Source organism: Pseudomonas sp. N40(2020), assembly GCF_014472415.1.
Classification (GTDB): Bacteria; Pseudomonadota; Gammaproteobacteria; order Pseudomonadales; family Pseudomonadaceae; genus Aquipseudomonas.
Window position 1 is genome coordinate 15,790 of record NZ_JACSZV010000036.1, and the last position, 15,586, is coordinate 31,375.

10 protein-coding genes and 1 pseudogene are annotated in these 15,586 nt (G+C 60.0%); 7 read left to right on the forward strand and 4 right to left on the reverse strand.

Annotation, left to right across the window (positions count from 1 at the left end):
- Window positions 1–21: 21 nt before the first annotated feature.
- On the reverse strand, window positions 22–456 hold the full coding sequence (locus IAI51_RS21015; protein ID WP_187680195.1) for an NUDIX hydrolase: 435 nt from the start codon (window positions 454–456) through the stop codon (window positions 22–24).
- 75 nt (window positions 457–531) lie between these two features.
- Window positions 532–1,884 (reverse strand): HD domain-containing phosphohydrolase, encoded by a 1,353-nt coding sequence (locus IAI51_RS21020; RefSeq protein ID WP_187680196.1) that lies wholly within the window; start codon window positions 1,882–1,884, stop codon window positions 532–534.
- 252 nt (window positions 1,885–2,136) lie between these two features.
- On the opposite strand from IAI51_RS21020, the gene IAI51_RS21025 reads away from it, so the two are divergent.
- From IAI51_RS21025 to IAI51_RS21045, 5 genes are read left to right on the forward strand one after another with little or no spacing between them, the layout of a single operon-like run.
- Window positions 2,137–4,398 (forward strand): EAL domain-containing protein, encoded by a 2,262-nt coding sequence (locus tag IAI51_RS21025; protein ID WP_187680197.1) that lies wholly within the window; start codon window positions 2,137–2,139, stop codon window positions 4,396–4,398.
- Window positions 4,395–6,266 (forward strand): putative bifunctional diguanylate cyclase/phosphodiesterase, encoded by a 1,872-nt coding sequence (locus IAI51_RS21030; RefSeq protein WP_187680198.1) that lies wholly within the window; start codon window positions 4,395–4,397, stop codon window positions 6,264–6,266. The genes IAI51_RS21025 and IAI51_RS21030 overlap by 4 nt, the downstream gene beginning before the upstream one ends.
- Before the next feature lie 43 nt (window positions 6,267–6,309).
- Window positions 6,310–7,263, forward strand: a complete 954-nt coding sequence (locus IAI51_RS21035; RefSeq protein ID WP_187680199.1) for a cytochrome-c peroxidase — start codon at window positions 6,310–6,312, stop codon at window positions 7,261–7,263.
- Entirely contained in the window at window positions 7,260–9,074 is a 1,815-nt protein-coding gene (locus tag IAI51_RS21040) for a DAHL domain-containing protein (RefSeq protein WP_187680200.1), read from the forward strand. The genes IAI51_RS21035 and IAI51_RS21040 overlap by 4 nt, the downstream gene beginning before the upstream one ends.
- On the forward strand, window positions 9,071–10,474 hold the full coding sequence (locus tag IAI51_RS21045) for an ATP-binding protein (protein WP_187680201.1): 1,404 nt from the start codon (window positions 9,071–9,073) through the stop codon (window positions 10,472–10,474). Before IAI51_RS21040 ends, IAI51_RS21045 begins: the two co-directional genes overlap by 4 nt.
- A 7-nt stretch (window positions 10,475–10,481) precedes the next feature.
- On the opposite strand, the pseudogene IAI51_RS21050 reads toward IAI51_RS21045, so the two are convergent.
- Together IAI51_RS21050 and IAI51_RS21055 are read right to left on the reverse strand one after the other, a co-directional pair.
- Window positions 10,482–11,815 (reverse strand): annotated as a pseudogene (locus IAI51_RS21050) (APC family permease).
- 284 nt (window positions 11,816–12,099) lie between these two features.
- Complete coding sequence (locus IAI51_RS21055; RefSeq protein ID WP_187680202.1) at window positions 12,100–12,921, reverse strand: carbon-nitrogen hydrolase family protein; 822 nt, start codon at window positions 12,919–12,921, stop codon at window positions 12,100–12,102.
- Window positions 12,922–13,046: 125 nt separating this feature from the next.
- On the opposite strand from IAI51_RS21055, the gene IAI51_RS21060 reads away from it, so the two are divergent.
- The gene (locus tag IAI51_RS21060; protein WP_187680203.1) at window positions 13,047–13,847 is read left to right on the forward strand and encodes a helix-turn-helix transcriptional regulator; all 801 of its coding nucleotides are present in this window, start codon (window positions 13,047–13,049) and stop codon (window positions 13,845–13,847) included.
- Between the two features lie 108 nt (window positions 13,848–13,955).
- Window positions 13,956–15,575 (forward strand): FMN-binding glutamate synthase family protein, encoded by a 1,620-nt coding sequence (locus IAI51_RS21065; protein ID WP_187680204.1) that lies wholly within the window; start codon window positions 13,956–13,958, stop codon window positions 15,573–15,575.
- Window positions 15,576–15,586: the final 11 nt, after the last annotated feature.

Consider the following 15,586-nt stretch of genomic DNA (forward strand, 5'->3'; position numbering starts at 1 on the left):
CAACGTCCTTTGCGGGGATGATCAGGCGATGGCGGTGAGCGAACGGCGATAAAACGGCAGGATCAGGTCGCGTGTCAATGGCGCCAGGTCGATAGCAGGATCAGTGGCCGGATCGACCCAGATCACCTCTTCGATTTCGGCTGCCGGGCAGACCTCGGCATCGATGGTCAGTTGAAAAATGTCGGCTTGAACGACATAGCCCGGCTCATTGGCGGCGGGTGCGGAGAACTGGCCGAGGAAAGTGGCCTGCGTCGGGTCGATCAGCAATCCCAGCTCTTCCTCCAGCTCGCGGGCCAGGGCATGTACCGGCAACTCGTGCGGTTCGATCTTGCCGCCCGGTTGCATGAACGCCGTGGTGCCGCGTTTGCGCACCAGCAGGGTCTGGCCATCGGCATTGAGCAACAGGGCAGCGGCGATGCGAATGATGCGCGGGGAGACAACGGATGCAGAGGTCATGGGTGAGCCACCGGCCTGGAAAAACCGCAAGGATCCCACGCCCCGCCCATGGCGTCACCTCATCGGTCTTCCACTCTAGGCGTTGAGCGCCGCCTCAACCTCCTCGGGCACCTTGACGAAAATCTTGTATTGGCCGCCTTCCATGGCCTCAAAGGCAATCAGCTTTTCCACCAACAGGCCGCTGAGAACCTTGCCGGCATTGAGCAACAACATGCCGTTATCGGCATTGAGATTGCGCGCCAGAATCATCCCTGCCGCCAGATCTCGCGTGGTCAGCACCTTGACCGTCGGATCGGCCAGGGTGACGTCGCTGAGGAAGGCCGCACACACCTGAATGAAATCTTCGACCAGTTCCGGGTCGTACAATCGCCCGGCGTACTGACGCAGGTACAGCAACGCTTCGTCGCTGTTCATATGCCGTTCAAGGATCAAACCGCGCTGCAACTCGACGAAATCCACCGCCAGTTTCAGCAAGCGTGAACCGAATGGAATCGCCTCGCCCTTGAGACGGTCGGGAAAGCCGCTGCCGTCCCAACGCTCCTGATGATGCAGGATCAGCTGTGCCGCATCCTTCATCGGGTCCAGGGTCATCAGCAGTGATTCGCTCTGCTTTGGATAAGCGCGATAACGCTCGCGATCGGTATGGTGCAGAAGATCCGATGGTGTCGTCATCATGCCGTCGGTCCAGCTCAGTTTGCCGACGTTGTAGAGCGCCGCGGCCATGGTCAGGTCGCGGCTGGTGACTTCATCCAGACCATGTTGTGTGCAGTAACTGCGCACCAATTCGATGATCTGCCGGTTGGTCTGTTTGGCCGGGGGCAAGCGCAGGTTGGCCAGCAGCGAAAACACCTCAGTGCCGGTGACATAACTGTGTTTGAGCTCTTCGTACGCCAGATCGAGCATGTCGGCGGTCTGTTGCAGTTCGGCGGTGCGCGAGGCGACATGTTTTTCCAGGGTGCTGTTGAGCAGCTTGAGCTGATCGTTCTGCACCCGGGTCAAGCGCTCCAGGCGCTGGCGCTCCTGCTCGGAGTGTTGATGCTCAAGGGATTGACGCAGGATCAGCAGCAACTCTTCGTCATTCCACGGTTTGCTGATGTAACGGTGAATCTGCCCGTCATTGATCGCCTTGATGATGGCGGACGGGTCGGCATAGCCGGTAAGCATGATGCGCACGGTCGCCGGATGGCGTTCGCGGACTTGGGCCAGCAACGAGGCGCCGTCCATAGTGGGCATGCGGGCGTCACTCATGACCAGATCCACCGGCTGCTGCGCCAACATTTCCAGTGCCTGGGCACCGCTGGTCGCCAGCAGGACATCATAGGGCTGGCCACGCAACAGACGGCGCAAGCTGTTGAGGATAGATTCCTCGTCATCGACCAGCAGGACCTTGGGACGGTGCGGCTGTGGCGGGGCGGTTTGCTCTTCCATGGCTTGGCCTCAAGCGTGACAGGGGTGAACGACGCAACGGGCCGACCGCCTCGCTGGCCCGCGCCTGAGTCAAAGGCTAGATGATTTTAGGCAGCCTTCACGCAAATCTTCGGCGCGAATGCGCATGCGAAGGTCCGGGACGCCAACTATGCTCAATAGGTTGAACGACTCCGTCGGTCTTCGAACAGGCCTGTGCCGAGGGAAACGGATGCTCCCGATGACAACACCATATGATCCCATGGTCGGTGCGGCATGAACCTGCCCCCCGCGCTCGTCAATCGACGTGTGCTGATCGTCGATGACAGCCCGGCGATCCATGGCGACTTCGCCAAGATTCTCTGCCCCGCCACCCCGGCGGACGACGGCCTGGGTGAGACCGAAAGCCTGCTGTTTGGCACCCCGTCTGCGGTACGGACCCCGCATTTCGAACTGGACTCGGCGTTTCAGGGCCGTGAAGCGCTGGACAAGCTCAAAGCCGCGCTGGCCGACAATCGCCCCTATGCCATGGCCTTTATCGACATGCGTATGCCGCCGGGCTGGGACGGGCTTGAGACCATCGAACGGCTGTGGCAAGTCGACCCCAAGTTGCAGGTCGCCCTCTGCACGGCCTATTCCGACTATTCCTGGGAAGACATCGACCGCCGCCTGGCGCTGAACGACCGCCTGCTGATTCTGAAAAAGCCCTTCGATGCGATCGAGATCCGCCAGATGGCCAGCGCCCTGACGGTCAAATGGCAAATGACTGAAGACGCCGCGCTGAAAATGAACCTGCTGGAACAGGCGGTTCAGGCGCGCACCCGGGAACTGTCCGACGCCAATATGATCGTGCAGAACAGCCCGACCATCCTGTATCGACTGCGCGGCGATCCGTCGTTTGCCTTGATGTATATCTCCCACAACATCACTCGCTACGGCCATGTCGCGGCGGATCTGGTGGGCTCACCGAACTGGGCGCAGGCACTGATTCATCCCGATGATCAGGCCAACGTCGATGCGGCAATGGCCCGGGTACTGGATCGGCACGCGTCGGGCGCAACCATCGAGTTTCGTCTGCGCACCGGCCAGGGCACCTGGCGCTGGGTAGAAAACCGCTACATACCGGTACGCGATCATGACGGCCGTCTGCTTGAAGTCGAGGGCATCATTCTGGACATTACCGAGCGCCGTCTGGTCGAGGACAAACTGGCGTTGCTGGCCCGCTCCGACGGCCTGACGGGGCTTACCAACCGCGCCACGCTGATCGAGCGCCTGCACCAAGCGTTCGCCGCCGCGCGCCGTGGCGCCATGCCGTTCGCGGTGTTTTACCTGGATCTGGATCACTTCAAGCGCATCAATGACACCTTGGGCCATCCGGTCGGCGATCTGCTGTTGCAGGAAGTCGCCCGCCGCATCAGATCCAGCGTGCGCGAAAACGACATCGTGGCGCGTCTGGGCGGCGACGAGTTCGCGATTCTGCAACTAGACGTCAGCGACCCGACCCAATCGGCCGCCATGGCCACCCATATCCGCGACACACTGCTGGCCCCCTACAACCTGGCCGGCAATGCCCTGCACATCTCGGTCAGCATCGGCATCAGCAGTTACAGCGCCGTCAGCCTCGACGCCGACAGCCTGCTGGGTCAGGCCGACATGGCGCTGTACCGCGCCAAGGAAATGGGCCGCAACCAGTACCACTTCCACTCAGAGGAGATCTCCCGGGAAGTGGCGGAACGCATGACCATTGTCAGCGAATTGATGACGGCCCTCGAAGGGGATGAGTTGAGGCTGCATTACGCACCGGAGATGGACCTGCACAGTGGCAGGATTCTGGGCATGGAGGCGCAAGTCCTCTGGCAGCACCCACGCCTTGGCCTGTTGCCGGCCAGCGCCTTTGTACCGGCAGCGGAAAGAACCGGCGCGATCATTCCTCTGGGGCGCTGGGTGCTGGATCGCGCCTGCCGCCAGATGCAGATCTGGCGCGACGAAGGCGTTGCACCACCGGTGATCGCGATCAAGCTTTCTCTGGCCCAACTCAAGAGTGGTCACGAGCTGATCTACGACGTTCTGCGCACCACCGCACGCTGGGAACTCGCGCCCTGGGACCTGCGTTTCGATGTCACCGAGGCCACACTGGCCCAGACCAAGTGGACTCACAACGACGCATTGCCGCGACTGCGTGAACTGGGCGTGACCATCGCCATCGATGATTTCGGCACCGAATACTCCTCGTTCGATTACCTGAAAACCTACCGGGTCAATCACCTCAAACTCGCGCAGCGCTTCATCGACAGCGCAGCCCAGGATGTGGCCGGCGCCAATGCGCTGCGCGCCATCGTCAACTTCGCCCGGGATCTGGACATTGGCATCATCGCCGAAGGTCCGCCCAAGCCCGAACAGCATTTCGCGCCGTCCACGGTCAGTCCCCTGCCCAGTGCGCAGGGGCTCTACTTCATCGAGGCGGTCAGCGCCGAGGAGGCTGGCCAACTGCTCAGAGACGGATGCAAGGCGGCGGACCCGCAGGAGGGTGAAGAATGAGCGCAGCATTCGCACAAACCAATCGGCGCATCCTGATCATCGATGACACACCGGCGATTCACGACGACTTCCGCAAGATCCTCGCCCCACAATCGCCGGACGATGCAGATCTGAATCAGCTGGAACAGACGCTGTTCGGCACCCGTCTGACGACGCATCTGACCTTCCAGCTCGACTCCGCCTACCAGGGTCAGGAAGGGTTGGCGCTGGTTCAACGCGCGCTCGCCGAGGGCAACCCGTACGCCCTCGCCTTCATAGACATGCGCATGCCGCCCGGCTGGGACGGTCTGGAAACCATCGAGCAACTGTGGCGCGTCGATCCGAACCTGCAAATTGCCTTGTGCACGGCCTATAGCGACTACAGCTGGGAAGCCATGGCTGAACGCCTGGAGTTCGGCGACCAGTTGCTGATCCTGAAAAAGCCGTTCGACAGTCTGGAAATCCGCCAGATGGCCAGCGCCCTGACGTGGAAATGGCAACTGGCCCAGGACGCAGCGCTGAAGATGCTCGGCCTTGAGCAAAGCATCGAGGCGCGGGTGCATGAACTGCTGAAAGTCTCGCACCTGCTGCAATACGACACCCTCACAGGTCTGCCCAACAGCACCCTGCTCGGTGATCGCCTGAGCCATGCGATGGCCGTCTGCCGGCGCCATGACAAGCAACTGGTGGTGATGTTCCTCGGCCTGGACCGGTTCAAGCGCATCAACAATGCATTGGGCCATCCGGCGGGCGACGAGATGCTCAAACGGGTCGGCCAGCAACTGTTGCAGTGCGTCCGTGAGTCAGACTCGGTCTTTCGTTACGGTGGCGACGAGTTCGTGGTGATTCTCAGCGACATCAGCCATCCCCAGCAAACCCGTGGCATTGCCGAAAAAGTGCTCGCCGCCATCCGCCTGCCGCAGACGATTGCCGGTCATGACATCAGCGTTACCGCCTGCCTGGGCATCAGCGTCTATCCCGATGACGGCCTCGAGGCCATCGAGTTGATCAAAAAGGCCGAAACCGCGATGCGCAACTTCAAGGACAACGGCCCCGACAACATCGGTTTCTTCATCGATGCGATGAACCAGCGCGCCCGCGAACAGCAGAGCATCGAGTCGGGCATTCGCCGGGCCTTGCAACAGCAGGAATTCGTCTTGCACTACCAACCGAAAATCGATCTGCGCAGTGCCAGAGTGGTGGGTGCCGAGGCATTGGTGCGCTGGCAGAAACCGGGCCACGGCCTGGTCTATCCTTCGGACTTCATTCCGGTGGCCGAGGACAGCAAGCTGATCGTGCCGCTAAGCCAATGGGTGCTGGGCGAGGCCTGTCGCCAGACCCGGGCGTGGCAAGTCGCGGGACTGCCGACCATCCGCATGTCGGTGAACATTTCGCCCATCGACTTTCGCCAGCGTGACTTCGTCGAAAACGTCGAGCGGATACTCGAGCAAAGCGGTCTGGCCGCCGATTGGCTGGAGCTGGAAATCACCGAAGGCGTCCTGATGCAGAACGTCGAGGCGACGATGACCGTGCTCAATCGCCTGAAGTCGCTGGGGACACGACTGGCCATCGATGACTTCGGCACCGGTTATTCAAGCCTGAGCTACCTGCGCCGGTTTCCCATTGATGTACTGAAGATCGATCAGTCGTTCATTCGCGGCCTGAGCAACGACAGCAACGACGCCGCCCTCGTTAGCGCCATTATCAGCCTGGGCAAGAGCTTGCGGTTGAACGTCATCGCCGAGGGCATCGAAACCGCCGAGCAACTGGCTTTTCTCAAGACCCAACATTGCGAAGAAGGCCAGGGCTACTACTTCAGCAAAGCCCTGCCGCCCGATGCGTTTGCACATTTGCTCGCCGGCGCAGGCCCCGCGCCATGGACGGTGTGATGAACAGCCCGACACCGGCCTCAAGTCTGGAAGACGTTTACCCATGAGCTTTTTGCGCCACGCCATCGTATTGGCCCTCTGCGGACTCTGTGCCAGCCCTCATGCGGAACCGCTGAACGAGCCGCTCAAACCCTTGCCGCCGGTGGTGCAACAGGATGCCCGACGGGTTGAACTCGGTCGCCGGTTATTCCACGAGCCTCGACTGTCGATCAACAACACGCTGTCGTGCGCCAGTTGCCACCAACTGGACAAGAACGGTGCCGACAGCCGTGCCTTTTCACTGGGTTTCGACGGCAAACCGGTGGCCTTCAACACGCCGACAGTGTTCAACGCCGCCCTGAACTTCCGCCAGTTCTGGGACGGCCGCACCGAGACGCTGGAGGAGCAGACCAACGTTGTCATCACCAGCCCGCATGAGATGGGTAGCGACTGGAACACTGTGGTCGAGCGCATCGCCAAAGACGCCGATTATCAGCGGGACTTCGCCGCCAGTTACCCGAACGGCGTGACCAAGGCCAATATCCAGCAAGCGCTGGCCACCTTCGAACGCACCTTGCTAACGCCCGACTCCCGCTTCGATCAATACCTGTTGGGCAACACCGACATCCTGACCCTGGAGGAAAAGTACGGCTACCAGCGCTTCAAGGAATACGGCTGCATTGCCTGCCATCAAGGGGTGAACATCGGCGGCAACATGTTCCAGAAATTTGGCGTGTTCGGCGACTACATCGCCGATCGCGGCAACCCGACCGGAGCCGATCAGGGGCGCTTCAATGTCACCGGCGACGAAGCCGATCGTGCCGTGTTCAAAGTGCCGAGTCTGCGCAATGTCGCGCTCACCGCGCCGTACTTTCACGACGGCTCGGCGCCCACCCTCGAACGGGCCGTGGACGCGATGTTCCAGTACCAGTTGGGGCGCATGCCCAGCGAAGAGGACAAAACACTGATCATCCTGTTTCTCAAGACCCTGACCGGCCAATGGGAGGGCAAGCCATGAACACCATCTCACGTCGCGGCAGCCTGCTGTTGCTCACACTGGTGGTTGTCGTGCTGGCCTCGACGCTGTTGTTTCTTTACCTCAAGTCCAGAACCGAACAGACCATGACCTACACCGAGTCTCGGGATTTGATCCGGCAGATCAAACAGCAGAACGCCCTGTGGGAAAATGAGGTGCTCAAAGCCAGGGTGGCGATCTCGTACAACTACGACCCACTGGTCTCGCCCATGAACGAAATGACTCGACTGTGGCAGCGCTTCGATTCTCTGGAATCCGGCCATGGTCGCAATGACTCGGCGCAATGGAGCGTCGCCCACGAGGGCTACCGGCAAGCGACGCAGGAAAAAATCCGGCTGGTGGAACAGTTCAAATCGCACAATGCCTTGTTGCGCAACTCTCTGGCGTTCCTGCCAACGGCCGAAGACGACATCCACGCGCAACTGGCCAACCTGTCTGATTTCGACAAACTTCAGTTGCAGAACATCATCACCGACACCTACGACCTGCTGCTCAGTGCTCTGGAGTTCTCCCAGGTCACCTCCGCTGAAAAGGCCGCCGACATTGAGGTCGGGCTGAACAAACTGGCGGTGAATGCACAACGCCTGCCCGAGGATTTTCAGGCGCCGATCAGGATCATGAGCAATCACATCAAGCTGATTGCGCGCGAGCAGCCGTTGGTCAATCAGTTGCTGGAAAGCATCGAAGCCGTTCCCGTGGCCGAGCGCCTGGACACCATCACCACCATGCTTGACCGCGATCAGCAGCGGGTCGACGTCATCGAGAGGCAATACCACTTTTACCTGTTGCTGTTCGCCGTGCTGCTGATGCTGTCATTGATCTGGCTGACCGTTCGCCTGATCCGCAGCTTCGCCGAGATCAACCGAGTCAACACGGCTCTGCAAACCGCTAACGATGCACTGGAGCAACGGGTCGAGGAACGCACCCGCGAACTCAAGAATGCCCAGCGCGAACTGCTCGACGCTGCGCGTCAGGCCGGCATGGCGGAAATCGCGACCAATGTGCTGCACAACGTTGGCAATGTGCTCAACAGCGTGAACATTTCTTCCGACCTGATCGCGCGAAAGCTGCGTGCCAGCAAGACGCAGGGATTGGGCAAGGCGATGCAATTGATCAACGAGCATCCGCACGATCTTGGCCATTTTTTCAACGAGGATGCCAAGGGCAAATTGCTGCCCGGTTACCTCAATCAACTGGTCGGCGCGATCGCCCTGGAACAGCAGGAAATGGTCGACGAATTGAACCAGATGAACAAAAGCGTCGACCACATCAAGGACATCGTCGCCACCCAGCAGTCCTACGCTGGGGCCAACAGCATGACCGAGCCGCTGTTTATCAACGAACTGCTCGAAGATGCCCTGCGCATGAACGCCGGGGCACTGACCCGACATCACGTCACGGTGGTCAAGGAATACGCCGACGCACCCCAGGTGATGGCCGACAAACACCGCTTGCTGCTGATCCTGATCAACCTCATCAGCAATGCCAAATACGCGATGTCCGACCTCAGCAACCGCCCACGCACCATGACCCTGGGGGTCAAAGTCGTGGATGAAGACTTCCTCGAAATCAGCGTCAGGGACGATGGCGAGGGCATTGCGCCGGAGAACATGACGCGGATCTTTGCCCATGGCTTCACCACTCGCAAGGAGGGCCACGGTTTCGGCCTGCACAGCTGTGCCCTGGCGGCCATCGAGATGAACGGCCACCTCACCGCGCACAGCGACGGACCGGGCAAGGGTGCGTTATTCACCCTGCAAATTCCTCTGGTCAGCGTCGCGGAGAACGCATGAGCGAGCTTTCGAACCGTCGCATTCTGCTGATCGACGACATGCCGTCGATTCATGAGGACTTTCGCAAGATTCTCGCTCCGGCGGCGCCACACTCGGTGGAGCTGGACGAAATCGAGACCGCGCTGTTCGGCACCGAGGCCCGCCCCCTGCGCCCCTTGTTCGAGCTGGACTCTGCTTACGGCGGTGAAGAAGGTCTGGGCAAACTGGTTCAGGCAATGCAGGAACAACGTCCCTACGCGCTGGCCTTCGTCGATATGCGCATGCCCGATGGCTGGGACGGCGCGAAAACCATCGAACACCTGTGGCAACAGGATCCGCAGTTGCAAGTGGTGGTGTGTACCGCGTATTCGGATTATTCCTGGGACGAACTGCTGGAACGTCTGCACGCCCATGATCGCCTGCTGATCCTGAAGAAGCCGTTCGACAACATCGAAGTGCAGCAGATGGCTAACACCCTGCTGACCAAATGGCAGATGACTGAACGGGCCTCACTGCAAATGCACCAACTGGAACATCTGGTGGATCAGCGCACCGCGCAGTTCAAGCAGGCCAGCGAAGAACTGCAGCGAGAGATCGACGAGCGCAAGCAATTGGAAAGTCAGTTGGTGCAGTCGGAAAAACTCGCCTCACTCGGGCAATTGGCAGCGGGCGTGGCCCATGAAATCAATAACCCGATTGGCTTCATTTCCTCCAACCTCGGCACGCTGGACGGCTACTTCAAACAATTGCTGACTGTGCTTGATGCCTGCCAGACGCTCGATAACGCCGCGGACAGCGAAGCTGTGACACGGCTGGCGCAATTGCGCACAGAGGTCGAACTGGATTTTATGCTTGAAGACATTCCCGTGCTGATCCGCGAATCCAAGGAAGGCATCGGCCGCGTCGGGCAGATCGTCAAGGACTTGAAGGATTTCTCCCGGGTCGATTCCAATCAGCAGTGGCAGTGGGCCAATCTGCAGCAAGGCATCGAGTCGACCCTGAACATCGTCGCCAGCGAACTCAAATACAAGGCCGACGTGATCAAGGAGTATCAGGCATTGCCCGATATCGAGTGTCTGCCCTCACAAATCAATCAGGTGATCATGAACCTGATAGTCAACGCCACCCAGGCCATGGGGCCGGAGCGTGGCACCATCACTTTGCGCACCGGGCAAGCGCAAGACACCGCCTGGGTTGAAGTCGCCGACACCGGTTCGGGCATCGCGCCGGACACCCTGCAAAAAATCTTCGACCCCTTCTTCACCACCAAACCCGTCGGTGAAGGGACCGGGCTTGGCTTATCCCTGTCTTACGGCATCGTGAAAAAACACGGCGGAAACATATCGGTGCGCAGCGAGCTGGGTGTGGGCACCACATTTCGTGTCGAACTGCCGATGCGCCAGAGCCGACCCGCTGCCTGAAGGCGCCTCAGTTGGCTTCCTGGAAATCCATTTCCGGTGGCTGGCGACGGAAACCACCGGTCAGCACCGCCAGATACACCACGCCAATCGCCAGCCAGCTCAGGCCGAGCCAGACCGCCAGACCGCCAGATGATCGAGGCTGACCATCAACCACAAGTCCGCGACCAGACCAATGAGCGGGAAAACCAGAAACAGCACCAGCTCACGCAGGCCCTTTTTTTCGCCGCCGATCCAGTAGTGAAAAATCACCGACAGATTCACCAGACTGAACGCGAGAAACGCGCCGAAGTTAATGAACGAGGTTGACGTCGTCACGTCGAGTTTCAGCGCCAGCAAAGCCACCACTGCGCAGAGCAGGATGCTGTTGACCGGCGTGCCAAAGCGCGCGTGCAGCGTGCCGAAGAAGGATTTCGGCAACACCCCGTCGCGCCCCATGGCAAACAGCAGTCGCGAACCACTGGCCTGCGCCGAAAGCCCCGAGGCGAACTGGCCGACAATCAGGCCGATGAGGAAGATCGAGACGAACAGGTCGCCGCCGATATTGCGCGCGATTTCATAAGCCGCCGAGTCGACGCTGTCGAACTGGAACGACGGGTGGGCGATCTGCACAAAGTAAGACACACCGACGAAGATCAGCCCGCCGATCAGGGTGATCAACATGATCGCCCGAGGAATGGTGCGACGTGGGTCGCGGGTCTCTTCCGTGAGGGTGCTGACCGCGTCGAAGCCCAGAAACGAATAACAGGCGATGGCCGCGCCGCTCATGATCAGTGGCATCTGCATGTCGCCGTTGAAGAACGGTTTGATCGACCAAAGCGGCGTACTCGCGTCGCCACCGATGTAGTGCACGCACAGGGCGACGAAGGCGATCAGCACCAGAAACTGCACCAGCATCAGCAAGGCGTTAATGCGGTTGGCCAGTTTCAGGCCGACGATATTGATCGCGCTGGTGATGCCGATGAACGCCAGCACCCAGATCCATTGCGGGATCGACGGGAATGCCGAGGTCAGGTAAGCGGCGCCGATCAGCCAGATCGCCATCGGCAGAAACAGATAATCGAGCAGCACCGCCCAACCGGCGATAAAGCCGAGTTTCGGGCTGATGGCCTTGCGCACGTAGCTATAAGCAGAGCCGGCGACCGGGAACGCGGCGGCCATGCGACCGTAGCTCATGGCGGTGAAGAACATGGCGACCAGCGCCGCCAGATACGCGGCGGGCACCATGCCAGCGGTGGATTGCGCGAGGATGCCGAAGGTGCCGAGGACGATGATCGGCGTCATGTAGGCGATGCCGAACAGCACCACCGACCCTAGCGAAAGGGTGCGTTGCAAACGAGCCATGGGCGACTTACTCCGAAATATTATTGGATTTATGGCAGAGCCGAGTTCGGCGAATGTTGCGGGTTTGTTTTGTTGTTTTGGTGTGACTGAAATATTTGTACGACTTGAGATCTTTTCCCCCTCACCCCAGCCCTCTCCCCCAGGGGGGGCGAGGGGGAAAGGGGGCAGATTTTTGTCGCTTTCAAGCCCCGAGTTCGGCTGGATATCTCAGGTCGGTGTACTTCGAAAAAGCGACTCGGTCAGTCCCCTCTCCCGCCGGGAGAGGGTTAGGGTGAGGGCAGCGGTTAACCGGCAGGAATCAACAACTCCCGAACACCCGAAGACCGCACCACCACCTCCCCCGGCAATTTCAACCGCTGATCATCCAGATAGCGGTAATCCCTGCGCGCAATCTGCAACTGGCTGAAATCCAGCTCAACCGTGAACTGCCCTTCTTCACGCCCCGCCTCAAACAGCAAAGTCCCAAGCGGATCCACCAGCGCGCTGCCGCCGGCAAACATCAAACCGTCATCCCCTGCTTCCACCCGATTGACCATCAGCGCAAACGCCTGATTCTCCTGGGCTCGCGCGGTGATCGCTGTGCGATGGGTCGGACCGTAAGGATCCATGTTGCCGTTGGTCACGATCAGCAGTTCAACGCCCAATTGCGCTAGGGCCCGGGCCGTTTCCGGGAATTCGATGTCGTAGCAGATCAGCAGCCCCACCCGCACACCGTTCCACACGCAGGTCGCATAACGGTCACCGGCCTCGAACACACCGCGATCCGACGCCCACAGATGCGTCTTGCGATATTTCAGGGCGATGCCATCAGGGGTGATCAGCAGCGTGGTGTTGTAGAAGCGCCCGTTGTCGTTCTCGGCCATGCCGATCACCACAGCGATGTTGCGTTCGCGGGCGGCGGCCAGCACCGAGCTGACGGTCGGGCCGTCCACCGCTTCGGATGTTTGCGCCACGGTGTCGGCAGTCGGGAAACCCATCAGGTGGGTTTCCGGAAACACGATCAGTTGCGTGTCGGCTGCACAAGCCGCAATTGCCGCCAGGGCGCGCTGGAGGTTGTAGGCAGTGCCATTGTCACGGCCCGCCAATTGGGCGAGTTCGACTTTCATGAGGTGTCCTTGTTCTATAGGCCGGGCGCTGAAAGATTGCCCGGTGCCTGTCTGTGGGCCAGTATGCGCAGCAAGCAACCGGCCAGGGAATCACGCGGCCGGGGTAACCCGATAGGGGTAGATCGATGACACTTTCGTTTGACGACATCACCTGGCACCGCGCCGTCGGGCAATTGATCGATGCGCTGGACAAGCCGAATTTCTGGGCACAACTGGTGCGTCTTCTCGATCAGTACGTGCCGTTCGATAGCTGGGTCGCGTTGCTGTTCAGCGCCGATCAGCACCCGCAAGTCTTTGCCGAATGCCCTGGTGAAGACGGTAGCCCTGATCAGTTGTTCCAGGATTATCTGCGCGGTCTGTACCTGCTCGACCCGTTCTACATCGCCTGCCGCGAGCAATCGCGCACCGGGTTGTATCGCCTCTCGGAAGTGGCACCCGAGCATTTCGAGCTGACCGAGTATTACCAGCGATACTTTCGTCTGAATGTGGTGGCCGACGAAATCCAGTTCAATTGTCAGCTCCAGGGTGAACGCACGTTGTGCCTGTCGCTGGGCAGCAAACAGCGTTTTACAGTTGAACAGATCGCGCTGTTGTCGCTGATTCAGCCGTGGGTATTAGGCTTGTTGCGCCAGCGTCTGCCTTACGAAATCAATGAAACCGTGTCCCTCGCGGCCTCACCTGCTCCGGCGGATTGGCGGGTGCAACTGGAAGCTTCGGTGCAACAACTCAAGGGCGCGCAACTGACCGCCCGGGAGCTGGATGTCGGCCGCTTGATGCTCAGCGGTTGCTCGAGCAAAGAAATCGCTCGTAAGCTGGAAATCTCTGTAGAAACCGTGAAAGTCCATAAGAAACACATGTACAGCAAGCTCGGGATCAAGTCCCAGTCCGAGTTGTTTTCGATATTTCTCCAGGCACAAAACGCCTGAAAAGATCGCAGCCTTCGGCAGCTCCTAAAGGGGCAAGCCATGCATCTAACTGTAGGACTGCCGCAGGCTACGATCTTTAAAACCCGAGTCCGAACCCAAGGAAACCGTATGAGCCTGTCACTCCTGAGCCGCTACGCCTTCTTTGCCGTCTGCGTGATTTTCACCCTCGCCAGCCTGCCTTTTCTCGAACATGACTGGTTATGGCCAATCACCGCTGTGACCGGCGTATTGAGCCTGATCGGTATATTCGACCTGCTGCAAAGCCCGCATGCGGTGCGGCGCAATTACCCGATCCTCGGCAACATTCGTTATCTGGTCGAAGGCATCCGTCCGGAGATCCGCCAGTACCTGCTGGAATCCGACAGCGACGCCCTGCCCTTCTCCCGCGCACAGCGTTCGCTGGTGTATTCGCGGGCAAAGAATGAAAGCGCCGACAAGCCGTTCGGCACGCTGATCGATGTCTATCAGTCCGGCTTCGAGTTCATCGGCCACTCGATGCGCCCGGCGCCGTTGAGCGACCCGAGCAGTTTCCGCGTCACCGTCGGCGGCCCGCAGTGCACTCAGCCGTACTCGGCCTCGGTGTTCAATATTTCGGCGATGAGCTTCGGCTCGCTCAGCGCCAACGCCATTCGCGCGTTGAACCAGGGTGCGAAACTCGGCAACTTCGCCCATGACACTGGCGAAGGCAGCATCAGCCCGTATCACCGCGAACACGGCGGCGACCTGACCTGGGAACTGGGCAGCGGCTACTTCGGCTGCCGCACCAGCGACGGCCGTTTCGACCCGGAACGCTTCGCCGTTCAGGCGCAGAATCCGCAAGTCCGCATGATCGAAATCAAGATGAGCCAAGGCGCAAAACCGGGCCACGGCGGGATTCTGCCCAAGCACAAAGTTACCAAGGAAATCGCCGAAACCCGCGGCATCATGATGGGCGAAGACTGCGTCTCGCCATCCCGCCACAGCGCGTTTTCCACGCCGCTGGAGATGATGCATTTCATCCAGCAACTGCGTGAGCTGTCCGGCGGCAAACCGGTGGGTTTCAAGTTCTGCCTCGGCCATCCTTGGGAGTTCATGGGCATCGCCAAAGCCATGCTGGAAACCGGCATTCTTCCGGACTTCATCGTGGTCGATGGCAAGGAAGGTGGCACCGGCGCCGCGCCTGTGGAATTCACCGACCACATCGGCGTGCCGATGCGCGAAGGTTTGCTGTTCGTCCACAACACCCTGGTCGGTCTGAACCTGCGCGACAAGATCAAACTCGGCGCCAGCGGCAAGATCGTCAGCGCCTTCGACATCGCCAGCGTGCTGGCCATCGGCGCTGACTGGGCCAACTCCGCACGCGGCTTCATGTTCGCCATCGGCTGCATCCAGTCGCAAAGCTGCCACACCAACAAATGCCCGACTGGCGTCGCCACACAGGACGCGCTGCGCCAACGCGCACTGGTGGTGCCGGACAAGGCGCAGCGGGTGTTCAACTTCCACCGCAACACGTTGAAGGCCTTGGCTGAAATGCTCGCAGCGGCCGGGCTTGAGCATCCATCGCAACTGTCGGCCAAGCATCTGGTACGACGCATGTCGGCGACCGAGATCAAGCTGTTCTCGCAGTTGCATGTATTCCTGAAACCGGGGGAATTGCTTACCGGAGAAGTAAACGGCGAGTTTTACTCGCGGATGTGGCAGATGGCGCGGGCGGACAGTTTTGAGCCGAGCGAGGTGGTGGCGGCTTAATCCAAGACCAT